Raw genomic sequence first — 25,095 nt, 5'->3', positions numbered from 1 at the left:
TGTGTGCTGCTATGCCACCTGCCCGCCACCATGACGGGAGGGGATCTTGTCGCCGGCCGCTCCTGACAGGCGGCCGTGTGTCTAGTGCTGCGGCGGTTGCTCAGAACAGCCGGTAGCCGTCTGCAGCCAACGTTGCCGGGTTGCCCTCGGCGTACTCCAGCCGGCTGTGCTCGGTGTCGATGCCGATGGTGAGCAGGGTTTCCCAGCGCTCGGTGTCCGGCATCGACATGTCCGGGTGGAAGCAGATCGGCGCCGCCTGGCCGGCGCTGCCGCACATGGCGGCGGCACGGCCGGCAACATCGGCCTGCACCATGGCGCGCTTCACCGTCTGCAGATGCGCGTAGCGCGCATAGGTGGTGGATACGTCCGGGGTGCGCTCGCCCTGGCTCAGTACATTCTCGAGAAAGTGATTGGTGTGCAGGATCCAGCCATGGCGATCCGGATACACCAGGCCGGTGCGCTCCGGGCTCAGCTCGATGCTGACCGCGCGCGCCGGCGCCGCATCGTGGCGGCTGAACACGGTGAGCACGGTGGAGGCGCTCACCCGGGCGCTGCGCGCCAGGGCGATGGCCTCCTCCACGCTGCCGGCCTCTTCCAGCAGGCGCCGCGCCACCGCATGCACCGGCACACCGCCGCCGGCGTGGTCGCTATCGTGATGCAGGATGTTGAAATGCAGCCCCAGGCCGGCGCTGTTGACGCCGATCTTGCCCAGCATGCCGAACTCGGTGAACAGCTTCACCGTCATGCCGCGATGGGTACTCAGTTGCATGATCAGCCCGTCGGGCACCAGGCTGTCGTGCCAGTCCCAGGTCTGCAGGGTCAGCGGCGCGGCGGCGCCGACCGGGGCATGCACGGTGGTGGAGCACTCGCCCTCGGTGGAGGCCGGCGCGGCGGCCAGTACCTCGGTGCGTGCATTCAGGCTGGCCAGCTGCCACAGCGGCAGCCCGGAGCCGGCCGCCGTGCCCTTGATCTCTTCGGCCAGCTCCGGCGCCCATTGCTCCAGCGCGGCCAGGCTGGCCTCTCCCACGCTGCGCACCTGCTCGGCGGCAATACCCAGCCGCGGGAAGAAATCCAGATACAGCGCGACCGTGCGCTGGATCTGCTGTTGCCAGCGGCTGCCAATCTGGTGGCCGCGAAAATAGGCATCCGGGGTGTTGGTTGTGAAGGTGTGAACTTTCACCGGGAGGTCTCCGTAGGGTGATGAATACTGCGTCGCGGCCGCCGGCATCATTTCCAGACAAGCACAAATATGTCATGCAGCTGGTGCCGCCTCCGGGACGACAAATGCTTGAGGCAACGACAAGGTTCAGGCATGGTAATCAGCGCGCGGCACAAGATCATTCGCGCTTCTGACACAACATTTGTGCCAATTGGGAACAAATATGGACAAGATGAGTGCGCTGGCCATGTTCGTGGTCGCCGCCGAGCACGGCAGCTTCAGCCTGGCGGCCGAACAGCTGGGCAAGACGCCATCGGCGGTAACCAAGGCCGTGGCGCAGCTGGAAACACAACTCGGGGCACGCCTGTTCGAACGCACCACGCGGCGCATGGCGCTGACCGAGGCTGGCCGCATCTACCTGGACAGTGCGCGCCAGGCGCTGATGCAGCTGCAGCTGGCCAGCGAGGAAATCGAGCAATTGCAGCACGCGCTGCGCGGCAGCCTGCGCATCACCGCGCCACCCTCCTTCGGCCCGGCCTTCCTTGCCCGCGCCTGTAGCCGCTTCATGCAGGCCTACCCGCAAGTGCGGCTGGAGGTGGACCTGTCGGACAACTTCGACGACCTGCTGGATGGCGGCTACGACCTGGCGCTGCGCGACGACCCCGGCGAACACCCCGGCCTGATCGTGCAGCCCTTGCTGGAAAACCGCCTGCTGCTGTGCGCCAGCCCGGCCTACCTAGCACGCCGTGGCGGCGAGGTGACCCCAGAGAACTTTGCGCAGCACGACTGGCTGCTGCTGCGCCACCCGCTGGCAAGTCGCAGCTTCTGGTGGATCAGCTATCGCGGCGAAAACATCCGCCTGCGCCAGCCGCCGGCTCTGCTGGAAAGCGACAATTACGACTTCCTGTTGGCCTGCCTGCTGGATGGTCGGGGTTTGCAGTTCGTACCGGGCTGGAGCGCAGCGCCCTATTTGCAGCGCGGCGAGCTGGTGGAGCTGATGGCAGGCGACTGGCAACTACAAAGCGCCTTCGGCCCAAGGGTGTACCTGCTGTACCTGCCGCACCGCCGCAGCACGCGCAAGGTCAAGGTGTTCATTGACATCCTCAGGGCCTGCCTGCAGGAGCACGGTCTGCTACCGCCCACAGCCTGAGTCCGTCATACTGAATCAATGGGATGGACTCCTCCCTCCTGATACGGCATCAACGTGCCAGACTGGAAGTGTCAACAAACCAGTCAACAGAAACGAGGAGTCCACCATGAAGATTATGCGCATCGGCATCGATTTGGCCAAAACCGTATTTCAGGTTCATGGTGTAGATGCTCAGGAAAAGCCGGTTTGTTGCCGTCAGTTGCGCCGCCGTCAGCTACTGGAATTCTTTACCAATCGCGAGCCTTGCCTGATCAGCATGGAGGCCTGCGCCAGCGCCCATCACTGGGCACGCAAGCTGCAAGCGATGGGGCATACAGTGAAGCTCATCGCGCCGCAGTTCGTGAAACCCTACGTCAAGGGTAACAAGAATGACGCCAACGACGCCGAGGCCATCTGTGAAGCAGTCGGCCGGCCCAGTATGCGCTTCGTGCCGGTAAAGACGGTAGAACAGCAGGACTTGCAGGCGTTGCACCGCATTCGTAGCGAGTTGATCCGGCAGCGTACCGCCAAGGTGAACCAGATTCGCGGCTTGCTGGGCGAGTACGGCATCGTCGTGGCACAGCACGTACCGGCGCTGCGCAAAGCGCTGCCGGAAATCCTCGAGGATGCCGAAAACGGACTGAGTGTGTACTTCCGTACCCTGCTGGACGGTCTACGCGCTGACCTGGTGTATCTGGATGAACAGATCGATCGGCTGGATCAGGACATGCAGCACCAGGGCAGCACAAATGCGCTGGCAAGAAAGCTGCAGCAACTGCGCGGTGTCGGCCCAATCACCGCCACGGCGCTGGTGGCGGCCATCGGACAGAACGCTGGTCAGTTCAAGAGAGGACGCGATCTGGCCGCCTGGTTGGGATTGACGCCGGCTCAGCACAGCAGCGGTGGCAAGGACAGGCTGCTGGGTATCAGCAAGCGTGGCGATGCCTACCTGCGCACCTTGCTGATTCACGGTGCCCGCGCAGTTGTGCGAACTGCGGTGGGGCGATCCGACCGATTGAGTCTCTGGATTCAAAATCTGTGCAACCGACGTAACAAAAATGTCGCAGCAGTCGCGCTAGCCAACAAGACCGCTCGGCTGGTTTGGGCGCTCCTCAGTCGCAAAGCAGATTACGACCCGGCCTACGGGCTGGAAGGGTGTAAAACAGCCTAAACGCTACCAGTGCTTCCTGGCCCCGGCAAAGGGATGATCAACGAGTAAGCCAACCTTCACGATTGCCAAGCAAGTCACAGTGATGGCCGACCGGTCGAACCGGCGTTAGCAGAACCCTGGTGGGGCGAAGTGCAAACAGCACGATGAATCGATTGGGAGCTAACGTGCGAATAGTCCATCATGGCCCGGGCGATAACGCCCAACTCAAGGCCGGATGTACGTGAGCAGTCGATTCAACGACCTGAACTGTGAAATGCTAGCAAGCCGGGAGGAGTCCATATACGCCCCTGCTTCTTTGGATACTTTAACGGCTGCGATCAATACAGAAGCGGACATCGAGAGTCTGGCTGTGACTGACCGCTCTGACCGAGTTTCTGCCCGACACCAAAACCGCTTAAGAATTAAGCACTACCCATCACGCCCCACCAGTCCATGCCTACGTCACAGCATCCACAGGGTTATCCACTTTTTCTGTGGATGACAATTGCAATGCAACATTAAGGGCGATGCGCTTCCCCCCCTGCAACGTAGCGGGCAAAGTTGTCCAGGATCGCTTGCCAACCCGTACGCTGTTGCGCTTCGGAATGGCTTTCTTCACTGTCAAATGTGACCGTGACCGTGACATTGTCTGGCCCCGGCACAAACTCAACCACGGCTTCGCGGTCGCCAAAGCGATAGGCAAGCAATGTCTCCGGCACGACCTGGGTGTATTCCCCCGCGAAGTCAAACCCGAAAGAGCCATCCTTCGCTTCCATGCGTGATGTGAACTTTCCTCCTACCCGCAGATCAACACTCGCGGCAGTGGTATGCCAATCCGGAGAGGCCGTATTCCAGACTTTGATGTCATCCGGGGAGGTATAGGCGCGCCAGACCTCGGCGACAGGAGCGGCAACGACGGTGGATACGGTGATTTTCATCGGGACTCCGCAACAGTGAGTGAGGCGACGCTTGCAGCCTAATACAAAGGCATGCCCTCCGCCCAGCAACTTGACCAGAAAGGGCAGACGGTTCCGATTCACACGGTACAATTCGCCCCCCTCTGCCCTTTTCCCACCCAGCATGAAGAAGCTTCTCTCCACCCTCCCCTTGGTCATTGCCCTTGGCTACGCCGTCATTGAGCATTACAGCCCCGTTGCCAGTGCCGCCCCCTCCGCGTCGGCATCCGGTACGGTTGCCACCCGTTTCCGTGACTGCGCCAGCTTGTTCTACCAGCAGCAACCACCACAAATCCCTGCGCCGCTGCAGGCAGACGGTGTGCGAGAGTTGTGCTTTGATGACTTCGCCGTACTGCACAGCAGCAGCACCCATAGTCCGGTATTTGCCGCAGAGAAGCTGTCAGCACATAGCTTGAGCGATGCCTCCGATGAGAAGCGGACCGACCGTTTTTATGAGGAAGCTCGGCTGCCCAGTGCTGAGCGAGGGCGCCTGGAAGACTATCGCGGGAGTGGTTATGACCGGGGTCATATGGCGGCTGCGGCACAGCGCACCACGCCAGAGGCCATGGCGCAGAGCTTCAGTCTGGCCAATATGGTGCCGCAGGCGCCGGAGAATAATCGTGGCGTTTGGGCGCGCGCGGTGGAAGCTGCGACACGCAAATATGTACTACGCACGGGCGGAGAAGTGTTCGTGATTACCGGGCCGTATTACGACCCGCAAGTTACGCCCCATTATGCCGGGAAAGTGCGGATACCTGATGCCCTATACAAGCTGGTATTCGATCCGGGCACGAATAAATCGTGGGTGTACTGGACGGCCAATATCAATGTGCGAAAGCCTGAACGTCTCAGCTATGCAGAGCTGGTGCAACGCACGGGCATTCACTATTTCCCGAGCCTGTCCTAGGCATCCTCCGTCAGTCGGGTATTAATCAACTGCCAAACAAAAAGCCCTGCAATATTGCAGGGCTTTTATGTTGTGCCGGGGTGATTAGGCCACAGCCAGTTGTTCCAGCGCACCACCGTTATCCAGGTAGGCCTGTACCCACAGCGGCTTGCGGCCACGACCGGTCCAGGTCTGCGACGGATCTGCCGGGTTCTGGTATTTGGCTTCTACCGGCTTACGTACAGTAGTGGCCTTTTTAGCCAGGTCGTCAGCACTCAGACCATATTGCGCCATCAGCGCCTGCACTTTTTTCAGGGCTTCGGTTTTTTCGGCCGATTGTTTACGTACTACCTCGGCTTCCACTTGGTCACGCAGTGCGTACAGCTCCGACATGGATAGTGATTGCAGATCCATATAACCCCCTTTATTCATTGGTATGGTCAACATCATTGCCAACCTTTCTCTCAGCTGAGTCAGTAATGAGTTAGGTGGCAGTTTAATGCGCCGATATTACGGGAATCGTTCCCGCCATACCAGCGCGGCACACATTTCACTAGGCACACCCTGCGAAACTGTCGCCTGGAGTTTATCTGTGTTGTCCTGCCGATATTAAATGGAAAGCGAAGGCATCGGCCTCACGGGTCGCCACCGAGTTGGTCTGCAAACGTATTCGATGCCCCTGAAACACCAACCCGGTACAAAAAAAACATCCCGACCACCACCGGGATGTTTTATGCCCTACCACCAGCTAAACAGCCTGCCCGCCAAGGCGGACAGTTTGCTGCTGACGAACGCCCAGCTGTCACGGGCAATGGCCATCACTGCCGAGGTCAGCGTGTCCCACAGCCCCTGACTGGCCGAGCGCCAGGCACATTCCGACACCGTCTCCTGGCGGGCTTCACGGGTAAAGCTCCACTTTTTTTCGGCCGGCAGGATGGTGACGATTTTCTCTACCAGCGCCACCAGGCCATAGCCCTCCTCCGCTGCGATGGCACAGACCTGGCTGGATGGCAGTTTGAACACCCGGCACACCTGCGCCACCTTGGCCTCAATGTTCTGCCGCTGACAGGGGCCTGGATGGTTCTTCACCCAGTCCCATTCACGGCACGGTTCGATCTTGTCGACCTGGCTGACCACCAGTACCACCGGAATGGCGCGATCCCACAGTTCCGGCAGCAGTACCTGCTGGTAGAACTGTTCGTCGATGCTCAGTGCCCGGTCATCACCCTTGATCACCCACAGCACCAGATCCAGCTCCGGCAACAGCCGGCGATACAGCGCGCTGTATTCATCGTGGCGACTGCCGCTCTCGCCGACGCCGGGCATGTCGATCAGAGACAGACCTTTGCCGTGCTGGATCGACCAGTCGATTTCCTGTGGGCTGCGGGTACAGGCCTCCACTGCGCTGACTTCGGCCACCTCTCGGCCAAACAGCGCATTACACAGGCTGGACTTGCCAGCCCCGGTTTTGCCCATGACGCCGATGGTCGCGTGATAGTTGACCACCGCATGCAGGCGGTCACGCAGCTGCTGCAGTTCATCCAGGGTCAGGCGAATGCCGGCACTGGCCAGCAGCGCGGTGATGTCTTCCGGCAGTTGTGCTGGCACATCGTGTTGGTTCACGGATGGCATAGGATTCCTTTCGCCGGCGTACCGGCATAAAAAACGCCACCTGGGGTACAGGTGGCGTGTGAGGTGGAATGTGGGGCGTCAGGTTTGCGGGCACTGCTGCCGGATACGGATAAAGCTCTGCTGCATGCGATCAGAGAAGCGTTGATTCGCTTTTGCCGCTTCCTCCTGTGCAACGAACTCCTGTTCGGTGTATTCCTTCTGCAGTTGCCCCAGACCGCACTCACAGAACACAGGGGAGTTCCGGGCGATGCAGCTGCGCAGGAAGCCATTCTTGGCCTCGCTGCTGTACTCGTTACCCCCTGAGCAGGCAGCTAGCAGCACAGCCAGCAGCCCCCACAGCATGGTTTTGGTCATGGTATTGCTCCCTGCTGGATGCACGCCACCCAGCGGCTTAGAGGTAAAAGCCTAGTTTGCCCATCACGCCCTTGAAGGCGATGTAGCCGACGAACCAGCCGATGGCTTGTGGGCCAACCAGCCAGAACACTTTCTTGCGCAGCAGATCCACCCCATCGGCGGCCAACACCAGGTCAGGCATGGCAAAGCGGCGAATGGCATCGCCAACCACCACGCCAATGGTGGTGGTCGTGGTACCGACGATCAGCATGGCGACATAGCCAAAGAAGCCGAGATAGATCGATGACGAGAACACCGCCATCACGGTGAGCAGCAGGAAGATGGTGAAGCAAATCAGCAGCTGCTTAAGAGTGCGTGCTTGCATATGAAACCCTCTGACAATGAAAGGCGGAGCGATCAGGCCCCGCCGGTTGTTACTGGCCGCGAGAAAGGACTACAGGCTCACGACGCCTACCTGGCAACAGGACATGAATCGGCGACGAGACCGTCATCGCACGCGGCTAACGCATCAGGCGCAGTTGCGTGGCGACTGGGCGGAGAAGTCGCTCGTCAGCGCCCAGCCAATGACCTTGCCGGCGCCGGCATTCGGGTCCGCCTGGCTGTAATCGGGTACCGTCGCCAGCTGCACCCAGCCCCCTTTCGCCACCGCGGTAACGCTGACCGGCGAGAACACCTTCAGCAGTTGCTTGTTCGCCTGGCGATCCGGCGTGGCATACAGGTACACCGGTTTCGGGAACTGCAACCGGCCATCACTGCCCACCTTGCTCTTCGGTGCCAGACACGCACCAACGCCGGGGGCGGCCTGCGCCGTCTCTGCCAGCACCAGGCCCAAGACGGTCATGATTACGACTTTCTTCATACTGCTCTCCCTTATCTCAATGGGTCGTGCGGCAGCGTGCCGCAAAACCCGCATCACAAAATTGACGGCCAAATCAGGTAGCCGTCGTGGTCCTCATCCAATCAACAACAACCAATTTCGATGAGTTTCAACTTTAAAAGCACTTCATGTCAATCGGTTGAGCATCCACCATTTAAGTTGACATGGAGAATGTAATGCCACAGATCGATGAGAAAGCCCTGGCCAAGGTGATCGGCAAGGCGATTGCTCGCCTGCGCCTGGCGCGGGAACTGACACAGGAACAGGTGGCCGAGCAACTGGGCATCGGCAACGAGGCGGTATCGCGCATGGAGCGCGGCACGGTGATGCCGACCGTAGCCCGACTGGTGCAACTGGCGGCCATCTTCGACTGCGAAGTGACGGAACTGCTGAATGAAGTCAGCCCGCGGCTACAGGATCAGGCACAGCACCTGAGCCGCTTGCTGGGCGCACTGGGTGATGCCGATCGGGTGCTGGTGATCGACGTGGTGGAAAGGCTGGTACAGCGCTTGGAGAGGCCAGACTGACGCCCGAAGAAAATGCCCTCACCGCAGGGGAACAGTGAGGGCGAGACGTACAGACAGGCAAGTAAGCAAGAATGCACTGCGTGGAGGAGAGAGACACCGCGCATTCCTTACTGTTGTAGATGATGCCGTTCTGGTCTGCGGCCAACCTGTCCAGTCGGCCAGTCACCGTTCCCCCTGTGGCTGGCTGGCCTTGCCCAGCTGCCGCGTCAGCCGGGTCGTTCTAGTCGGGGTTGGCGGTTTGCTGCCTTCGCCTTCTGCCTCCGTTTCCGGATAGAACTCTTCCAGCAATTGCGGCACCTCCTCTACCGTATCCTCAAACTGGCCATTGCCGAGTAGCGCTTTGGCGGCGGTTTCCAGTTGTGCGGTATCAATGCCGGCTTCCAACGCCTGTTCGGCGTCGGCCCTAGCTTGCGCCACCACCTTGCTCAGGTCGTCACCGTCGCGCAGCGTCAGATCGACGAAATACACCGGGGTACGGTACGACTGGGTGGTGGTTTTGGCGCGCAGCCGTAGCAGCAACGGCAGGTAGTGGGTCAGGCCGCCACTGACTGCCTCGAAGTATTTGAGCCGTGCCGCCAACGTGCGCACCGAGTTGTAGCCGGTGGTGCGAAAGATGAACGTCCCCAGCGCATCCTGCTGCCCGTCCACCTGGACGTTGAGCCGACCATACAGCTTGCAGCCAGTACTCTGGCCAAACGGGCAGCGGTCGGGACCGGGGCAGCTGACGTCTTCCAGGCCTTCCTTAGTGGCCCGGCGGGCGGTTTCGCCATTGCCGACACACAGCGGTCGCCCGCTCTGGCGGTCGAAAGCACTGTACTCGGCACGCAGGTTGAGTTCACTGCTGTTGAACAGCAGCCGTACCGGAATGGCGCGGATCTTGCCGTTGCTAGCTTGATCCGCCAGTGGCTGATGCAGGGGGTGTAGCAACCAGCCTTCGCGGTTCTGTACCTGGGTGGTGAGGGTAAAGCTGTCGTCTTTCTCCGGCAGCCACTTGTTGTCCTTCTGGATCAGTTTGCCAATGCTGATGCGCCCTATTACGGGCGGGGTGATGGCGAGTCCCTTGATCATGCTGACTTCCTTTCGGTGTGAATGACAAAGCGGCGACTGCCACTGACGGCTTTGCGGTACTGCTGCAGCAAGCCGGGATAGTCGGCCGTCAGCCGTTCCAGATCCGGCTGCTCGCGGTCCTTGGGTTTCTTCCAGCTGATACGGCCTGCTGCGAACACCGCCCCGGTGGCATCGCCGAGTACGGTCTGCAGCTGTTGCCGGGTGTGGGCTTCCTGCTGCTCTAGCGCTTCGCGCTGCTGCCGCAGCGCCAACAGGGTGTGAAACAGGCCATTGGCTTCGGTGGAATCGGACAGGTCGAGGGTGGTGCCGTTATCGCGCGGGAACAACCAGTTGAGGGCCTGGCCGGCATCCTCGGAGCCATCCGGTGGTGGCGGTTGGTCGAAACGCACCAGTGCCCAGAAGTCGCGTTCGCGGGCGATCAGGTCGGCGATCTTGTCGTCGTCGCGCTCCACCCGGTAAATACGGAAGTCCTGGCCACCGATCAGCACCGCCACGTCGGCCCATTGCAAGCCGGTGACGGCCAATTGGTGCAACACCTGGCACTGGTAGGCGACAGGAATACCCTCTTCCCACTGCGGCGCACTGTGATAGCTGGCGGTCTTGATCTCCAGAATGCCTTGCCCCAATTCCGGGCAGCGCACTTCGCGATCGAGGTTGGCCAGCATGTGTCGGTGCTCGGCATGCTGCAGTACCGCGTTGACGCGGCGTACCCGGCGCCCGGTTTGTTCGGCGTAGACATTGGCCAGCACCGGTTCCAGCACCGTCCCCCACAGCACCGCCTGTTTGCCGGACAGGTCTTCCGGCTCGCGGCGACCGGTTTTCTCCAGCCACAGCGTCAGCGCGCTCTTGTACGGTGACAGCCCAACAGCGGATGCCGCATCGGATGAACCAATGCCCAGACCACGAATTGCCAGCCATTGCTGACGGGACAGCTCCAAAGTGGATGCCAAGCGCAGCGCCTGGCCGTAACGTTCTCGCATCACACACCTCCAGAACGGCATAAGGCCCGGCGGGTAACCCCGGCCGGGCCTTGCATAGTGGGAAAGTAAAATCAGATAGCGGAAGCCGACAGCGCTTCACGCCAGCAACAGCATTGCCTGCTGCAGCGCCTTGTCTTTCAGCTGCGCGCCTTGGCCAAACCAGGCGGAATCCAGACGGTAGTCCTGGCTACGGGCACGACGCCGATGATCGACATACTCGGTGACAGCATTGACCAGCCCCCAAGCGGTGTTACGGCTACTGGACAGCAGCGAGCCCATGCCGCCGCCGGCATACAGCACTGACAACTGCTGCATGGCGCGGGAGGTGACCGCATCGTCGCCCTCTTCCTGCAGCGGCTCTTCCAGCACCTCGGCAAAGTAACGGCGTGCCTCTTCCGGCGACACCGGCCGGCGACTGAGCAGCTTGATATCGCCAATGAAGCGATCCCATGCCGAGAGCCCAATACCCAGCGACTCTTTCACTGCCCGTGGATCGAACACTGTCGAATGCGGCACCTTTACCGCGCCACGACTATCGCCGACTGCCAGCTGCAGCGTGTTATTGCATACCACACGGATGGAGGTGAACTGCGCGGTGGTACACAGCGTGCCATCGCAGCTGGTGGCCAACAGCAAATAGGCTTTGACCCGGTCGCCACCCTTGAGCAGGGTTTCCTGGCCGGTGCGGGCCAGCGCCCACAGCTTGCGCCCGCCCTTCAATACGCCGGCCGTCTCCAGCTCGAAGCCCCCGGCATGCACCAGGTCGTTATAGAAATGTAGTACCTCGTGTGGCTGCACTACCTTGTAACGTGGCGAGACCACCGAGAGGGGTGCCAGCGTATCGGAGCGATACAGCACCTTGGCGTCACTATGCAGCCGGATATGCATCCCGTCGCTGGCGACATTGAACAGCACATCGCTCTGCTCAATGGTCCAGTTCATCCCCGCTTCGTGTTGCCACACGTCCAGCGGTTGTTGCTCGGTCAGTTGATTGCCCAGCCCATGCCAGGGCGTGGCACCGACAAAGGCCATGGTTTCAATCAGATGTGACATATCCCCTTCTCCATGAACAATGCCCCGAACAGAGCCGGGGCAGATCGAGATTGCCGAACGTCATCACAGACTTCGGCTTGTATCGATGAGGTGATATGTAGCTGTAATTTTCTGGAATCTCTCGTGTGAACCGACAGGAATTCGGCCATAGTTGCTATTCGCATACGGAGAGACGTATGACCGTTATCGCGAATAAAACAGCCATTACGGAGTCGCAGCACAGTCCCCCTTATTGGCAAAACAGCTGACCTGCAATGACGCTGACGATTACGAGTGGAGCATGAAAAGCGACGTATGCAAGACTGGTGACCAGTGCTGGAACCCATAGTTCAGGTCGAAAGACATGTCATAAGCAGAATTTATATGACAAATGCCATTTGTGCTACGATAACAGCCAACGACTGTCAACCAAATCCCTATGCCGAGTAATGCTTGGAGGGGAGTACGAGATGAAAGGCTGAAATACATGAGCATGATCGTGATGATCGGAGATGAGGAAGTTCTCGACCTCTGCCAACAACAGGAGAACGACTATTTCGATCGAAAATCAGCCAGAATGAAGCCTAGCCAAGTTCAAGACGCTGCAGTGGGATTCGCAAATGCTGAAGGAGGAACTCTGGTTATTGGTATTGAAGACATCGCAAAAGAGGAAGTCCCACTAAAGCGTTGGGTTGGAAAAAAGTCCATCGAAGAATACAACGGATTCATTCAGTCCCTGTCGGGGCTCAATCCTGGCATTGATTTCAGTCACCGATTTCTCTTTCGCGATGGCACATTGACACGTGACTATGTGCTAGAAATTGTTATTAGAAAAAGCCTAAAAGTCCATGAGACAGCATCCGGTGATGTGCTTATCCGTAGAGGTGCATCTAATATAAAACTCCCCGCCGCAAAAGTGCAGGAATTAATGCGTGCAAAGGGAATTATTTCCGAAGAAGACACCCTCCTCACAACCGTTGCACCAGACCCCATAATCGACGGGCTTCCTCTAAGAAATTTTCTTTCCTCACTTAGCGTCACCAATAAAGATCCATTGGCTTTTTCATTGCAAGAGCGACTAATTGATGCGAAAAGCTATGCGCCGACCATCGCTTCTGCACTGTTATTCTCTGAGAACCCTAGTGCTGTGGTACCACGACAGTGTGCAGTCAAGATTGTGCGTTACGACTCTTCCCATGAGGAAATAGAGCGGGACCACCTCACCGATGATCGGCATACCATAGAAGGGCCACTGAAACAACAAATTGAACTTGCTTTCATTACGCTCAAAGAGGTTATCAGTCGATGTATCTGCTGGTCGATGGAAGGCCTTTCGGCTCCTACTTATCCTGACGAGGCGCTCTATGAGGTGCTCGTAAATTCAGTTCTTCATCGAGACTATGCTGTTTCTGACAATGTCTTGATTAGTGTTTATAGAAATCGCGTTGAATTTCGTAGCCCAGGTCGACTCCCTGGCTTCGTGACAACTAAAAATATCCTTGATGCACGATTTTCTAGAAACCCAAAGCTTGTTAGGCTACTTTCGAAATATCCAAACGCCCCGAATAAAGACTTGGGTGAAGGGATAAATACAGTTGTTGAACGCATGCGCAAAGCTGGTTTTATCGATCCTTCATTTATTGAAGACGGTGTAAGTCTGAGTGTTACCCTGCATAGAGAACCAAAGGGTGAATTTGCCACCATTATTACTAACTTCATCAAGCAGCATAGGAAAATCACAAATAGACAGGCACTTGATCTCTTGGCATTGGATTCGGCAGAGCAAATCACCAGTATTTTCAGCAGACTCCGAGATCAAGGGATAATTGCACGAGAAGATGAAACACAAACCGGCATTCGTGTTAAATGGGTGTTAGGTAAGGGAAAAAAAGTCTAGGCCATTTATTCTTCATCATCCTTATTTAAAATATTAGCAAAAAGAGATCATGCATTACAATTTTCTCAAAGAAACGCCCCGTTGGATGGTCGCGCTACTTATGGTGGTCGGAATTTTAGCTGTCATTCCGATCGTAAGTCTGATAGTTGCTGGGTGTCAAAATCTCGTGATTAGCTTTTCAGCGGATCACAATCTTTCTGAGTTAGGGCAGTTGGGAGATTTTTTTGGAGGTCATACTTCCGCTTTTTCCGGCTCAATATCACTTGCAGTTGTTCTTTACTTCACTTTTCATCAGTCAAAGCAGCAACAAGTCTTCTTTTTAAGTCAGCAAGCCGATGCATCAAAAACGGCGGGCCGCCAGTTTTTCTTAGAAGGCATCAATCTCATCACTCAGTGGGATATAAAATCACCGGGATGTGATCAATGTATGCGCTTGCTTGATTATTACGGTAGATTGGCACTGCAATCCGAAGATCGGGAACTGTTACTGCTGTTGAATACAGTAATCACTGCAAAGATTCGGGAAAATATTGAAGGCAAGAATGGAAGCTTCAAAGCAACAAACTATCCGTATGCGTGTGAAGCAATTGAAAGAATTCGACCGCTGCGAGAGGCAGATGCTAGAGCGTACAAGCTCGAAAAGGCAAAGCGTGATGTTGCCACTTGAAGACCTATCCACCCCCTAGGTTGCCCCAGGGGGTAGGTCCTCGACCGTCACCTTCCATTGGTTGGGAAGGTATAGGAGTTGCCCAGTTGTCGTCGAATGACGAGCGATGTTTCTATTTTCTAGTAAAACGCGGTCCTATGCAAGTCGTGCGTATTGGCTATTGGCTGCCCCCCCCCCCCCCCGACAGACCACAATGGATAGAGAGGGAGCCGAACCCTGCAAAAAGGTGTAAGCCAGCGATGGTCGACCTGCGCAACCTTGCGAATAAATTGCAGTGCAGCGACCAAAGGGGGTGAGGTTGAGCACCATTTTAATAAGTAAACGACGCTCCCCTTTTTTAGCAGCAAAAGGCATTCATGCCCGGGCTGAGTATGTCTGGAATTATTTGTAAGGCAACCACTATGAGTAACACCAATGAAAGACAGCTTCGACCACTGGACACTTCACGATAAAGCCGCGCAGTGCCGGTTAACTTGACGGTTAGTGGTTATCGAGAAGGATAGAAATGATGAAAACAGCAGGGCTAATTATTCACTTTGATGAAAATAATAGAAGTTATTTGCTGCGTGAAGAGCGAATAAATAATCGATTTTCTGATGCATTAAGCGTGCATGATTGGGCAATTAACCAGATTCAAGTCGTGCTGCTCTCCTTTACAGGGCACACAATTGACTTTATAGCGCTCGCCACAAAAGGCAGTCGAGTGGTGACTGGAAAGTCACGAGTTGAGTTCTCCGATTTGGTTGACTTGTCCTCCGTTCCTCTTCATGAAGTTGAGGGTTTACTGTCTCAAAATACAAAATTACACTTCATGAAGAGTTCAAGTGGCAGAGGGGGAAGGTTGCCAGAAAAAACTTGGTCGGAGACTATCCAAGCTTTAATGAAAATCCGGCCAAATATGGCCAATGAAATCGAGAGGCTAATATCTTTAACCGTCGTTTCAAAATATAGGCTAAGGGGCGAGTCTGCTGAGATCCTCGCTCAGGAACGTGAAGCTTTGGGTGCTGCTCTTGATATTTTTAGCGGCCATAACGAGCTTAGAAAGGATGTTCTCAAGTCATGGGCGCCAAAACTTGATAACGTAAGCAATTACGATGACCATACCATGGATGCTGATTTAAACATTCCTAATGATAGTTCAATTTCATTTTTATCGGGCATTCCTGATCGTTATATCCAAGAAGAGTCTGCGATTCAACATGATCTATTTAACTGGGAGAATGAAAAACCCTCGTTGCATTGCATGGGAGTTTCAGTTTTCGAACAAGGGAGTCGATTCCTAGAAGTTGTCTACGCCAATAAAAACCCCTTAGAGCGCACGCTAGGTGTTGATCTAATTTATTACAACAAAAGCTTTCATTCTTTTGTTTTAGTTCAGTATAAACTCATGAAAGAAAAAAATGATACTGAAGGGTTTTATTATAGACCTGATGAACAGCTTTATAAGGAGGTAGCTCGTATAGATGATTTTCATGATAAAATAAAAATAAATACAAAGACATCAAGCCATGGTGGGTTTAGAATTAATCATGACGGATTTCTGTACAAGCTAGTTCCAAACAAAGGTTTGCAGGCTGCGACGGAAAAGCTCATTGCTGGAATGTACATTACTAACGATTACATGAAGTTTTTACTGGGAGAAAGCGGCCCAAAAGGCAAGCAAGGCGGGAGACTTATCACCTTTAAAAATTCACCACGATATCTGACAAATACTGAATTTGCGTCAATGGTTAATCGTGGCTGGATCGGTACTAGTTCAAATCAAAGCGACAGTCTTGCTCGATTAATAAAAGATTTTCTTGAAACTGGACGGGCACTGATTGTGGCAGTTGAGGTGGATACTGCTCACAAGCAAACGTATCTGAAGCAAGAAACGTGTGGCTAATTTTTGCGTAAACAGCCAAGCTGAGATCGGAGCATAAAAATTAAGATACCTAGAAATAGGTATAATCAGCAAGGTTAATAATTTAATCCGAGCTCAAGCGAGTCGTTTAAGCTTGGCTTGAACATGCATATGTAATAATTCAATGCACGGAGCACATCTATCTTGAGGTTCATCATATCTATGAAAATTGAGGGAATAATATTTTTGAAAATCTTGTGCTGTTGTAATAAGTGAATCGCCACGACTGTTGCAGGCAGCCCTAGTCTAAGAAAAATGGCAATGGCTGGTCTGTAAGCAGAACCGCCATGTTTCTTTGAAGGACTCACCGACCGCTTTGGCCGAACTGCTGCCGACCAAGCTGACGCATCGTCAGTTGGTCGGCCAAAGCTGTCTTCCTCCCCATCAGCTCTGAGTGTCTGTTCAGGGCAACATACCGGGCATTTTCCTTGCACCGTAGCCGAAGGGCGGCTTTCTGACTTGGGGAACGCTCACTTTCGCCCCATTGCAGTCAATGGCCGGGACGATTGGCGCGCGCGAATGATTTACATGCCGATCGACTATGCTGAGTGTGTATACGGATTAGCAACTGACAACTAAGATGCACGAGCATGAACATCCGTCTGGAATGCGAATGACAACTCTCAGCCCCGAAACCCGCGATATGCTTCACGCATTGACTTGGTACATGACGGCACGGAAGACCGCGCTGCGTGCAGCCTTGTCGTTTCGCACGCCACTCACCGAGATCGCGCTCACAGATATGCGCGTGCAGTACGGCACCTATTTCCAGAACCTGTTGTCGGCAACTGAGCTAATGCGCGAACCGACGCCGCTGCCGCCAAAATCCTTCGAGACTGAGTTGTATGCGCGGTTCGTCTTCCCTGGGTTTCAGGATGGCAAGTCGAACTATGAATACATTAAGTACCTGAGGAACGCCATCATCCATCGCGGATACGACATTACATCCGCCGCACACGTGAACGGTGATTTCCTGATGCCCGTCGCGGAACCAAGCTTCCAAAACAATGCGACGAACCCAGCAAATATCAAGACGTTCCACGCCTTCGACAAATACGTATTGAACATCATCACGAAGTGTGAATCGGTGATCGGTGGCGTGATCTTTGACACATTGAACAACGCAGGAGTCTTCCAAGCGACCGTTGATCCGCAAGCCGCTATTGCGGAAATTCGCACCGCGGTTCAGAACTCGCACGTGATGCCGGAATGGGCCAAAGCGATGTCGGCAGCTTCGGAACTCAAACCCGAGTGGTTCATCGATATAAACAATTCAATGAAGGACAGGCTGCGCGAAGCTCTTGCGCCGTGCGACGCATTGAATCCGGCATAAAGAGTCAATCACGAGCGACCGCAAGTGGCTGGAAGTGCTCATTGTGGTGTTCACCAATAAAGCTGCCGTTCGGTATTATCGTAACAATCTGAACGTCGGCTTTGTGGAATTTCCATTGAAATGGGGCAATCGGCCAAGAGTGGAAGTCGGGTAAATTACTTCAAAGCAGCCGTAGGCAAGAGATGCTCATAGGGTGGCAGTCGAGAGTACGGCCGGTACAATCCATATGTCATTGCACTTGCCAAATATAGCCGCCATCTATTCACGCAACCATTTTTAGTGACTACTAGATGTCTCTATTGGTGAACCTTACAGGTTGATGCCACCACAAAAAATATGGTGCCACTGCAGCTTAAACAGAATTAATGCCATCTACTTTAAGTTATACGCCTTAGCGTAAGGAGTTGAGATAAGTGATCACCGAAATACGCATGGATAAAGTCGCCAGCTACAAGCACACGACGAGCCTTGTTACCGACAAAAAGATCAATTTGATCTACGGCCTAAACGGCGCGGGAAAATCAACAATATCTAATTTTCTTTACTCACCTGATGATCCAGAATTCAGCTCTTGCAGTAAGACACTAACCCAAGCTACACCAGTTTTAGTCTACAACCAAAAATTCATAAGAGATAATTTTTTTGTCACTGACAACTTAAAAGGAATTTTCAGCCTCTCAAAAAACAACACAGAAGCTGAACAAAGAATTGCAGTAGAAACGAAAAAGCAAACGCAACTAGAGCAGACGCTTCAGTGCAAATACAACGAAAAAGAACAAACAAACCAGACATTAATCACTCAGAAACAGCAAGCTACAGAAGAAGTCTGGAGTATCAAAAAAACATACACAGGTGGAGATCGAGTCCTTGAGTACTGTCTAAAAGGTCTAATGGGGAAAAAAGAAACACTGTTTGAGCATTTGATAAATATTACAAAACCAGCCCTCGAGCCGACAAGAAACATACAAGCAATACGAAATGATGTGGATGCACTCAAAGGTGATGAGGCAAACTCTCAGGATCTATTGTCGGATATTAAATTCGAAGCGCATGATATCGAGTCTGATAAACTTTTCAGCACGTCTATACTTGGCAATGCTGACAGTGAGGTTGCGGCACTGATTGAGCAGATAGGAAATGCAGATTGGGTCAAACAAGGTATTGAATTCCTAACTAATGGTGTTGGTGAGACTGGGACACAATGCCCATTCTGCCAAGAGGCGACTATCACCCAAAAATTCGTTGAAAGCGTTAGATCGTATTTCGATGAAAACTATCAGGTGCAACTGGATGCGTTAACTACAATGCAGGAGAAGTACCAATTTGCTATTGAGTCTTTGCCTGGGGTTGCTGCATTTACAGATCACCCATTCGCACAAGAGCATAAGAGCTCACTTTTGAGTAAGTACCATTTACTCGTCACGACCATGCAATCCAATTCCGGAAAAATAGGTGAAAAAATTAAAAGTCCAAAGGTTATTGTAACTTTGGCCGACACATCCAGTTTGGCAGAAGATTTTAATTCAGAAATTGCAGCCATCAACAAGATAACAAATGAATACAATCAAAAATTGCAAAACCGCGAAGAATCACTGGAGAATCTAAAAGAAGAGTTTTGGCTGCTGATGCGGTGGCAATACGACCAAACAGTATCTCGGTTTGAAAAAGATCAGCAAGCTGCAAATCAGAAGCTTAAGGCCTTGAATGCTGAAATAGACAAAACAGACGCCGATCTTGCAAGAATTAAGGAACAGATAGCAGAGATACAGAAGCAAACGGTGAACATTGACGAAGCGGTAGATTCAATCAATGCAGGCCTTGTAGATTTAGGCATAGCCGATTTCATTGTAAAAAAACACTCAGACAGTCTCTATCGGGTAGTGCGTACAGGAGCGAATAATGACGCTTTTCACTCTCTCAGTGAAGGCGAGAAGATGATAATCAGTTTTTTGTATTTTTGCGAGCTTTGCAAAGGCAAATCAAGTATTGACGACACCCACACTCAGCGCATCGTAGTGATTGATGATCCAATTTCTAGTTTGTCACACGTTTTCGTCTTTAACGTGGGGAGATTGATTCGTATGCTGTTCTTTAAAGATGATCGATTCTGCCAAGTGATTGTATTGACTCACAGCCTATATTTTTTTTACGAGCTGACCGAAACCAATCACGACCGTAGAAAGGAAACTCAAAAACTTTTCAGGTTAATAAAGCGCCCCTCTGGCAGCGAAATTCAAGAAATGAAGTACGAGGAGATACAGAATGACTACCAAGCATATTGGTCGGTCATCAACGACAACAACCAACCTCCAGCGCTTATCGCGAATTGCATGCGAAACATCATCGAGTATTTTTTCAATTTCGTACGTAAGAAAGACCTAAGCAATGTCTTTCAAATGCCTGAACTTCAAGATGCAAAATTCCAAGCATTTTGCCGATACATAAATAGGGAGTCCCACTCCCTTGGGCAAAACATTATTGACATGAAAGAATTTGACTACAAGACATTCAAAGATGGGTTGAGATTGATCTTCGAAAAAGCTGGATATCCAGACCATTACAAAGCCATGTCAAAGTGTTAGCGGTACGACGCCCCCCTGCTACTGAAAGCGGGGGGACGTCGGGTATTCATGGCGCTCGGCCACATAGTTCTGCAGTCGAGCGGTTCTGCACGAAAGCCGCGCAGGCCGCACATTTCCACGTTCCTGACAGTCTGCTTTTCAATGCTGACTAGTTCCACTTTGGATCGGGAGCTGCCCTAGACAGCAATGGAAAGCGGACATCCGAGGCTAACCTGGCACCAGGGCAGCTGACAGCCCGATACCGGCCTCTCCATCCGATCTAGCTGAACGCCAGCTTTGGCCGACCAACTGACGATGCACTAGCTTGGTCGGCGGCAGTTCGGCCTTAGCAGCCGTTGTACTGACGGATAGGAAATAGCCGGCTTGCACAGAGTTTCAGACAAGCCCAGCTCACATCCAGTCAGTCTTCTGCGGTTTTCCAATAGCCATCTCCTAGCAGGATCTCTACGCACCCCATGCAGGTCTGGATGGCAGGGCATCGATCAAGGCCGGGCATCCGAGCAGGTAGCCCTGCACCTTGGCGACCTTCAATTCGCGTAAGGCGTGCAGCTCCGCCACTGTTTCGACCCCTTCGGCAACAATCTTACTGCCCGTTTCTTCAGCGAACCGAATGAGTGCCGCTGCCAAAGCCCTGCACCCGGTATCACTGTCGATTTTCCGGATCAAACTGACATCAAGTTTGATTACATCCGGCTGTAACTTGAGGATATGGCGAAAGCTAGCATAGCCCGCGCCGGCATCATCTACCGCCAGCTTCAGGCCACGCTCCCGCAGTGGCTTGAGGGCAGCGGAAATCGAGGAATAATCGTCGACGGAAACATGCTCTGTGACTTCCAGCATCAAACGTTCCAAGGGAAAACTTGCCAACACTGCATCCAGGGAACCCTTTAGGAGGGTCGAGGGGGAGACATTGAGCGACAGGCAGGTACCGTCCGGGAAATGGATTAACCCCTGGAGCGCTTTCCGGATTACGGCCAACTCCAACGACTCCTGAAGGCCAACTTCGGCGGCTTCGTTAAACCATAGGTCGGGCGAGCGTATCGGCTCGGCCGAGAAACGCGTTAGTGCCTCGTACCCGACAATTCGGTGCTGGGCAACATGGATGATTGGCTGGTAGACAATGGTAAAGCGCTCTGCGTCCAGCACGTCTTGAAGACGGTCCACGATGGCCTGATGGATACTGCTTTCCTCAATCTGCTGTTCCATCAACTTGCCGGTGACTTCGGCAAACAGCCGTATGGTCCGGATGTCGCGGTCGTTCAGGGTAGCGTCGGGAGACGTACAGAAGCAGCAAAACGTGCCATAGATATGCCCATCACTGAATCGGATGGGAACACTTAGATGGGCGCCAACCGGCACTACTGTCGTTGCTGGCAAGGTCAAAGCCTCAGGGACTTGCTGGGCGTCCCGAATCAGCTCTGGCAGGCGACCATCGACCACCCGCTGGCAGTAGCTTTCCTCCAGCGGATCTGAATGGCCCACGCATACGCTGGGGACGCTGCCCTCAGCACTGTCGACGTAACGGAAGATCCGACGAGCGTCCTTGAACTCGGAGATGAACGCGACTTCCATGCCAAGCAGGGTGCGTACGGAGTGCAGCGTTTTCCTGATTGTTTCATCGGTAGAGTGCTGATTGGCGGTCATGTCAGTCCTCATCATGTCGATGGCGTAACACGATTGATTATAGACATGGCCGTACTGAGATTTACTAGAAGCTCGCTGCACTTTGGGTGGGCATGCCAATGACCAGCTATTCAATTGCCACTGGCACACCCAAATCTGTAGGGCCGCGCACTGATCCGTCAGCTGTCATTCAGCTTGAAGCTGTCATCAGGCGGCGAAGATTCGGGAGCCGTCCCTTCCCGATGAGAAAGCAGCCATGCTGGTCTTTCCCACTCCCCGTGAGCAGATATGAGCACTAAGTACTGAACGGCGACATTTCTCGAGTACCGGGGGCAACAATCACTTGAAGTAGTGCATCCTCTTGTCCCATCTGGCGGATCAATTGGCAATACGCCCCGCTCCTTGACTTCCCCTCCCCGGCACGAGCCCCGACCAGCTCCATTTCCATGCCCTCCTGATACCAACAATCTTGATTGAGACAGGCCCCCTTGCCCTCTGTTATCACCACACTCCAAAAAAAGACCACGGGCGTACCCGTGGCCCTCTACTTAGCTCCTGGCTATCGACGACTACTCCCGAAGCCGTGTCGACCATTGCCGTACTGCTTCGTATCCGCCTTGCATAGGTAGCTAGCGCGCAGGAAGAAGGCATCGATAGATGCCTGATCATCACGATGCAGCTCGTATGCAGGATTGTTCGGTATGTGAACCAACCCTACCGCTTCATGCTCCGTCATCTTCAATGCACTTGCCCAGGCCGATACCAGGCGGTTGTACATGTTGTCGCGCCCAAGCTCAAAGCGCCCCAATGACCTGTAGGCATCCCAGTTGAGCAGGATCGCCACATGCCAGTGTGGATTTACTGAGTCGTTCTGCTCACAGGCCCACACGTAACGCACCGCTGTGTCATGTGCGTAGCGACGCGTGCGCATCGCTTGCTGCCGGTTATGGGCAAGCTTGGCTTTTAGTGACTCGATAAATCGAGTGATAGCTTTACTCGTATACACTTTGCTATCCAAGTTGATACGATCTGGAAATCGAAGTTCTACGCGAAAACCAAAGACGCGAGGATTGTCACTGAGAGCCGCTTCGATTACCCATTCAAGAGATTCAAGATATTCTTCAACGAACGGTCCCTTGTCATGCAAGATAGGCTTGTCGTTGTAAACGTGACCTCTGTAAAGATGCAGGCTTGAGTTAAGTGGATGACGTTTCATGATTGACCTTTTAGTGAGACACATAAAGTCAATCAGTGCTGTAATTTTTTACTATTGCTACTTGAACATTGGCATGGGGATAAACCCCTGCCATGTTTATCCTGTACAAAATACTAAGAGGGCTCTGCGGCCCTCTCTTATCTCCTAGTGACAACATGCCCAGCACTCTTACGGTGCTGTGCCTATCCACTTTCTCTCTATCCGTGTTTCTCTATCTTCGTTCTTGATATTTAATCTATTTCTGTTAGTTAATAAATTACCATAACTAACAAAACCTTAATAAACCTTAATACTACTATATACCGAAACTGCAGCCTGCGGGTCTACGCCATGTACACAGTCAATTTCTGCATGCACCATCAATAAACATTGCAATGTATAACTCTGATAAAAAGCCATGGTCATCATTGGCCATGGCTTCTCTACATTATTCACTCACACCATCACGCTCACATACCTTACTGACAATCCAGGCCTGCACTTCTGCATCCAACCAGCCAACACTACGCCCCCCCCAGAGAAACCGGCTTTGGAAACAAATCTAGCGAAATGTATTTGTAGATCGTTGAGCGTGCCAAGCCTGTGGTTTCCATTACGTTCTTGAGTCGAATGATTTTCATGATTGCACCATGCTGCAGTTAGTCCAAACCATGGGGCTACACAGTAAAAACTTCCAAAATCACATCTCGTAGTCAGCACCCCCACTTCCACAAACGCTTATCATGAATGTCATCGTAGCTCAGCCAGAGTTGTAGCCACTCTGCCAAAGAATGGGATAGCGAAGACACTATCCTTAAGGCAGCACTGTCCATTGAACACGAAATGGAGTAACGTATTAATTAAGTCAAAACTTAGAAATTTCCTAAGGAAACATTGACTAAGGAAATTCAAATGTCATTTTTCTTGAAAATAATATCTCCAACGTCATAAATGCATTGGAAAACTATGCGACATCCAAATGGATTTGATGCAAAACTTGAGTTTCAACTCTCACAAAATAGATTTTTGTATTTACTGTGGATGATATTGAATAGAAGGAATTTATTAGACGGGATTGACTATAACAAATTTGACAAGCAATCCATAAAAATTAAAGCAGCTAAACTAGATCGAGGCACTCTAGATAACCTAATCAATGGCATGATAGATTTCAATGCAATGCACATTTTTCATCGACCAGATAACAGAAAATATCAATTTATCAAAAAGAAATTAATTAAACTTCATGAAAACAAAGAAATACAAACCCCACCAAACGCACGACAACAAGATATCTTGTTTGCCATCTTTGATTCACTGCCCATGTATCACGAGCACAAATTAGCATTATTAGAAAACATAGAAACAGCCTGGAACAAAAACACCATTCCGGACGAGCTATTTAATTGGTACAAAGAAGATTTTGCACTAAAAAAGAAATTCACAATAAAAAAACTACAACGTGACAATAAAACAGAAAATAATTTACCTGAGTGCAATAACTTTATCGCCATTCGCAATGAATTTGATTTAATTATTAAGGATCACAGAGATAGAATCGAACTAATAAACTCAATAAAAAAATCCTATACTCAACAGCGTTCAAAATCAAAAAAACAGCAAGCCATGCTAGATCAGGGAGTAAAACTGGTAGGCGTGAATGTAAAAATTCCAACAGAACAACATGAAAAATTCGAGCGAATAAAGAAAAAACTCAACAAAAATCAGCCAGAAGCGTTTTGCGAAATAATAGAATATTATTACATAAACAATCCGTCTTTAGGTTTTGGCGACCTTTAACGGCAGCCACAATATCCAAGTGCAACAGGGTTAATGCTTCTCGGCCTGTCGCGAGTCAATAACGGCATCCAGAGGTTCGGCAAACTCCTCAATCTGCATCTTGAATTTCAACACTGCACGTGGAGGTGTGTTCAGCCCGTGCGAGATGGCATCCAGCTCTTCCTGACTGAGCACGGGCAGGCCTGTCCCTTTGGGCAAGAATTCCAGGATCCGATCGTTGGCGTTCCCATTGCTATCCCGCCGACGTCCCCCCGGTATTGAGTAGCACGTGACTTTAGAGTCCAATCCACCATGACACGGAGATTGGACATGAAGAAACGTTTCACAGAAGAACAGATCATCGGT

The 25,095-nt window shown here is 52.8% G+C and carries 23 protein-coding genes and 1 pseudogene; 10 read left to right on the top strand and 14 right to left on the bottom strand.

Going from position 1 to position 25,095, the window contains the following annotated elements; genetic code table 11:
- Positions 1–100: 100 nt before the first annotated feature.
- Positions 101–1,180, bottom strand: coding sequence for a C45 family autoproteolytic acyltransferase/hydolase (locus tag ACFOKJ_RS13560; RefSeq protein WP_390280483.1), 1,080 nt, complete (start codon positions 1,178–1,180; stop codon positions 101–103).
- 202 nt (positions 1,181–1,382) lie between these two features.
- Between ACFOKJ_RS13560 and ACFOKJ_RS13555 the strand changes: the two genes are divergently transcribed.
- Both ACFOKJ_RS13555 and ACFOKJ_RS13550 read left to right on the top strand, forming a co-directional pair.
- The gene (locus ACFOKJ_RS13555) at positions 1,383–2,309 is read left to right on the top strand and encodes a LysR family transcriptional regulator (RefSeq protein WP_390280481.1); all 927 of its coding nucleotides are present in this window, start codon (positions 1,383–1,385) and stop codon (positions 2,307–2,309) included.
- A gap of 106 nt (positions 2,310–2,415) precedes the next feature.
- Positions 2,416–3,459, top strand: a complete 1,044-nt coding sequence (locus ACFOKJ_RS13550; RefSeq protein WP_390280479.1) for an IS110 family transposase — start codon at positions 2,416–2,418, stop codon at positions 3,457–3,459.
- 497 nt (positions 3,460–3,956) lie between these two features.
- On the opposite strand, the gene ACFOKJ_RS13545 is transcribed toward ACFOKJ_RS13550, so the two are convergent.
- Positions 3,957–4,376 carry an SRPBCC family protein gene (locus ACFOKJ_RS13545; protein WP_390280477.1) on the bottom strand — a complete coding sequence of 140 codons (420 nt, stop codon included), beginning with the start codon at positions 4,374–4,376 and terminating at the stop codon, positions 3,957–3,959.
- A gap of 142 nt (positions 4,377–4,518) precedes the next feature.
- Between ACFOKJ_RS13545 and ACFOKJ_RS13540 the strand changes: the two genes are divergently transcribed.
- Positions 4,519–5,301: a DNA/RNA non-specific endonuclease gene (locus ACFOKJ_RS13540; RefSeq protein ID WP_390280475.1), complete on the top strand. Its 783-nt coding sequence runs from the start codon at positions 4,519–4,521 to the stop codon at positions 5,299–5,301.
- Positions 5,302–5,385: 84 nt separating this feature from the next.
- Here ACFOKJ_RS13540 and ACFOKJ_RS13535 read toward each other — a convergent pair whose 3' ends face one another.
- The 5 genes from ACFOKJ_RS13535 to ACFOKJ_RS13515 form a co-directional block, all read right to left on the bottom strand.
- A complete protein-coding gene (locus tag ACFOKJ_RS13535; RefSeq protein WP_390280473.1) occupies positions 5,386–5,694 on the bottom strand; it encodes an H-NS histone family protein in 309 nt (102 codons plus the stop codon).
- A 324-nt stretch (positions 5,695–6,018) separates the two neighbouring features.
- Positions 6,019–6,903 carry a GTPase family protein gene (locus ACFOKJ_RS13530; protein WP_390280471.1) on the bottom strand — a complete coding sequence of 295 codons (885 nt, stop codon included), beginning with the start codon at positions 6,901–6,903 and terminating at the stop codon, positions 6,019–6,021.
- An 87-nt stretch (positions 6,904–6,990) separates the two neighbouring features.
- The gene (locus ACFOKJ_RS13525) at positions 6,991–7,266 is read right to left on the bottom strand and encodes a hypothetical protein (protein ID WP_390280469.1); all 276 of its coding nucleotides are present in this window, start codon (positions 7,264–7,266) and stop codon (positions 6,991–6,993) included.
- Between the two features lie 37 nt (positions 7,267–7,303).
- Positions 7,304–7,630, bottom strand: coding sequence for a hypothetical protein (locus ACFOKJ_RS13520; RefSeq protein ID WP_390280467.1), 327 nt, complete (start codon positions 7,628–7,630; stop codon positions 7,304–7,306).
- Between the two features lie 144 nt (positions 7,631–7,774).
- Positions 7,775–8,125, bottom strand: a complete 351-nt coding sequence (locus ACFOKJ_RS13515) for a hypothetical protein (RefSeq protein WP_390280465.1) — start codon at positions 8,123–8,125, stop codon at positions 7,775–7,777.
- A gap of 194 nt (positions 8,126–8,319) precedes the next feature.
- On the opposite strand from ACFOKJ_RS13515, the gene ACFOKJ_RS13510 reads away from it, so the two are divergent.
- Positions 8,320–8,670: a helix-turn-helix domain-containing protein gene (locus tag ACFOKJ_RS13510; RefSeq protein ID WP_390280463.1), complete on the top strand. Its 351-nt coding sequence runs from the start codon at positions 8,320–8,322 to the stop codon at positions 8,668–8,670.
- A gap of 162 nt (positions 8,671–8,832) precedes the next feature.
- Here the strand turns inward: ACFOKJ_RS13510 and ACFOKJ_RS13505 are convergent, their stop codons facing one another.
- The 3 genes from ACFOKJ_RS13505 to ACFOKJ_RS13495 form a co-directional block, all read right to left on the bottom strand.
- Complete coding sequence (locus ACFOKJ_RS13505; RefSeq protein WP_390280461.1) at positions 8,833–9,738, bottom strand: recombination directionality factor; 906 nt, start codon at positions 9,736–9,738, stop codon at positions 8,833–8,835.
- A complete protein-coding gene (locus tag ACFOKJ_RS13500; protein WP_390280458.1) occupies positions 9,735–10,718 on the bottom strand; it encodes a YqaJ viral recombinase family nuclease in 984 nt (327 codons plus the stop codon). Before ACFOKJ_RS13500 ends, ACFOKJ_RS13505 begins: the two co-directional genes overlap by 4 nt.
- A 96-nt stretch (positions 10,719–10,814) precedes the next feature.
- A complete protein-coding gene (locus ACFOKJ_RS13495; RefSeq protein ID WP_390280456.1) occupies positions 10,815–11,771 on the bottom strand; it encodes a DUF932 domain-containing protein in 957 nt (318 codons plus the stop codon).
- Positions 11,772–12,237: 466 nt separating this feature from the next.
- On the opposite strand from ACFOKJ_RS13495, the gene ACFOKJ_RS13490 reads away from it, so the two are divergent.
- From ACFOKJ_RS13490 to ACFOKJ_RS13470, 5 genes are all read left to right on the top strand, one after another.
- Positions 12,238–13,647, top strand: a complete 1,410-nt coding sequence (locus ACFOKJ_RS13490; protein ID WP_390280454.1) for an ATP-binding protein — start codon at positions 12,238–12,240, stop codon at positions 13,645–13,647.
- Positions 13,648–13,696: 49 nt separating this feature from the next.
- The gene (locus ACFOKJ_RS13485; protein WP_390280452.1) at positions 13,697–14,314 is read left to right on the top strand and encodes a hypothetical protein; all 618 of its coding nucleotides are present in this window, start codon (positions 13,697–13,699) and stop codon (positions 14,312–14,314) included.
- A gap of 505 nt (positions 14,315–14,819) precedes the next feature.
- Positions 14,820–16,199, top strand: coding sequence for a hypothetical protein (locus ACFOKJ_RS13480; protein WP_390280450.1), 1,380 nt, complete (start codon positions 14,820–14,822; stop codon positions 16,197–16,199).
- A 631-nt stretch (positions 16,200–16,830) separates the two neighbouring features.
- The gene (locus ACFOKJ_RS13475) at positions 16,831–17,550 is read left to right on the top strand and encodes a hypothetical protein (protein WP_217450863.1); all 720 of its coding nucleotides are present in this window, start codon (positions 16,831–16,833) and stop codon (positions 17,548–17,550) included.
- Between the two features lie 431 nt (positions 17,551–17,981).
- Positions 17,982–20,132 (top strand): AAA family ATPase, encoded by a 2,151-nt coding sequence (locus ACFOKJ_RS13470; protein WP_174876052.1) that lies wholly within the window; start codon positions 17,982–17,984, stop codon positions 20,130–20,132.
- A gap of 444 nt (positions 20,133–20,576) precedes the next feature.
- Here the strand turns inward: ACFOKJ_RS13470 and ACFOKJ_RS13465 are convergent, their stop codons facing one another.
- The 3 genes from ACFOKJ_RS13465 to ACFOKJ_RS13455 all read right to left on the bottom strand — a co-directional run bounded on the left by ACFOKJ_RS13465 (position 20,577) and on the right by ACFOKJ_RS13455 (position 23,564).
- Positions 20,577–21,776, bottom strand: coding sequence for a sensor domain-containing phosphodiesterase (locus tag ACFOKJ_RS13465; RefSeq protein ID WP_390280447.1), 1,200 nt, complete (start codon positions 21,774–21,776; stop codon positions 20,577–20,579).
- 538 nt (positions 21,777–22,314) lie between these two features.
- Positions 22,315–22,971: an inovirus Gp2 family protein gene (locus ACFOKJ_RS13460; protein WP_390280445.1), complete on the bottom strand. Its 657-nt coding sequence runs from the start codon at positions 22,969–22,971 to the stop codon at positions 22,315–22,317.
- 503 nt (positions 22,972–23,474) lie between these two features.
- Complete coding sequence (locus ACFOKJ_RS13455) at positions 23,475–23,564, bottom strand: AlpA family phage regulatory protein (protein WP_390280523.1); 90 nt, start codon at positions 23,562–23,564, stop codon at positions 23,475–23,477.
- Positions 23,565–23,916: 352 nt separating this feature from the next.
- Here ACFOKJ_RS13455 and ACFOKJ_RS13450 point away from each other — a divergent pair, with 352 nt between their 5' ends.
- The gene (locus ACFOKJ_RS13450) at positions 23,917–24,750 is read left to right on the top strand and encodes a hypothetical protein (protein ID WP_390280443.1); all 834 of its coding nucleotides are present in this window, start codon (positions 23,917–23,919) and stop codon (positions 24,748–24,750) included.
- A 30-nt stretch (positions 24,751–24,780) separates the two neighbouring features.
- On the opposite strand, the pseudogene ACFOKJ_RS13445 reads toward ACFOKJ_RS13450, so the two are convergent.
- Positions 24,781–25,095 (bottom strand): annotated as a pseudogene (locus ACFOKJ_RS13445) (hypothetical protein); the annotation flags it as partial.

It is taken from the genome of Vogesella amnigena (assembly GCF_042648905.1).
GTDB lineage: Bacteria > Pseudomonadota > Gammaproteobacteria > Burkholderiales > Chromobacteriaceae > Vogesella > Vogesella amnigena.
The sequence above is the reverse complement of the archived record's forward strand: the minus strand, read 5'-3'. Positions and strand labels throughout refer to the sequence as shown.

Excerpts from the sequence above, each read along its gene's own strand:
- ACFOKJ_RS13555 (WP_390280481.1), top strand. The coding sequence starts at position 1,383 with ATGGACAAGATGAGTGCGCTGGCCATGTTCGTGGTCGCCGCCGAGCAC.
- ACFOKJ_RS13550 (WP_390280479.1), top strand. The coding sequence starts at position 2,416 with ATGAAGATTATGCGCATCGGCATCGATTTGGCCAAAACCGTATTTCAG.
- ACFOKJ_RS13545 (WP_390280477.1), bottom strand. The coding sequence starts at position 4,376 with ATGAAAATCACCGTATCCACCGTCGTTGCCGCTCCTGTCGCCGAGGTC.
- ACFOKJ_RS13540 (WP_390280475.1), top strand. The coding sequence starts at position 4,519 with ATGAAGAAGCTTCTCTCCACCCTCCCCTTGGTCATTGCCCTTGGCTAC.
- ACFOKJ_RS13535 (WP_390280473.1), bottom strand. The coding sequence starts at position 5,694 with ATGGATCTGCAATCACTATCCATGTCGGAGCTGTACGCACTGCGTGAC.
- ACFOKJ_RS13525 (WP_390280469.1), bottom strand. The coding sequence starts at position 7,266 with ATGACCAAAACCATGCTGTGGGGGCTGCTGGCTGTGCTGCTAGCTGCC.
- ACFOKJ_RS13520 (WP_390280467.1), bottom strand. The coding sequence starts at position 7,630 with ATGCAAGCACGCACTCTTAAGCAGCTGCTGATTTGCTTCACCATCTTC.
- ACFOKJ_RS13515 (WP_390280465.1), bottom strand. The coding sequence starts at position 8,125 with ATGAAGAAAGTCGTAATCATGACCGTCTTGGGCCTGGTGCTGGCAGAG.
- ACFOKJ_RS13510 (WP_390280463.1), top strand. The coding sequence starts at position 8,320 with ATGCCACAGATCGATGAGAAAGCCCTGGCCAAGGTGATCGGCAAGGCG.
- ACFOKJ_RS13505 (WP_390280461.1), bottom strand. The coding sequence starts at position 9,738 with ATGATCAAGGGACTCGCCATCACCCCGCCCGTAATAGGGCGCATCAGC.
- ACFOKJ_RS13500 (WP_390280458.1), bottom strand. The coding sequence starts at position 10,718 with ATGCGAGAACGTTACGGCCAGGCGCTGCGCTTGGCATCCACTTTGGAG.
- ACFOKJ_RS13495 (WP_390280456.1), bottom strand. The coding sequence starts at position 11,771 with ATGTCACATCTGATTGAAACCATGGCCTTTGTCGGTGCCACGCCCTGG.
- ACFOKJ_RS13490 (WP_390280454.1), top strand. The coding sequence starts at position 12,238 with ATGAGCATGATCGTGATGATCGGAGATGAGGAAGTTCTCGACCTCTGC.
- ACFOKJ_RS13485 (WP_390280452.1), top strand. The coding sequence starts at position 13,697 with ATGCATTACAATTTTCTCAAAGAAACGCCCCGTTGGATGGTCGCGCTA.
- ACFOKJ_RS13480 (WP_390280450.1), top strand. The coding sequence starts at position 14,820 with ATGATGAAAACAGCAGGGCTAATTATTCACTTTGATGAAAATAATAGA.
- ACFOKJ_RS13475 (WP_217450863.1), top strand. The coding sequence starts at position 16,831 with ATGACAACTCTCAGCCCCGAAACCCGCGATATGCTTCACGCATTGACT.
- ACFOKJ_RS13470 (WP_174876052.1), top strand. The coding sequence starts at position 17,982 with ATGGATAAAGTCGCCAGCTACAAGCACACGACGAGCCTTGTTACCGAC.
- ACFOKJ_RS13465 (WP_390280447.1), bottom strand. The coding sequence starts at position 21,776 with ATGACCGCCAATCAGCACTCTACCGATGAAACAATCAGGAAAACGCTG.
- ACFOKJ_RS13460 (WP_390280445.1), bottom strand. The coding sequence starts at position 22,971 with ATGAAACGTCATCCACTTAACTCAAGCCTGCATCTTTACAGAGGTCAC.
- ACFOKJ_RS13455 (WP_390280523.1), bottom strand. The coding sequence starts at position 23,564 with ATGGAAACCACAGGCTTGGCACGCTCAACGATCTACAAATACATTTCG.
- ACFOKJ_RS13450 (WP_390280443.1), top strand. The coding sequence starts at position 23,917 with ATGCGACATCCAAATGGATTTGATGCAAAACTTGAGTTTCAACTCTCA.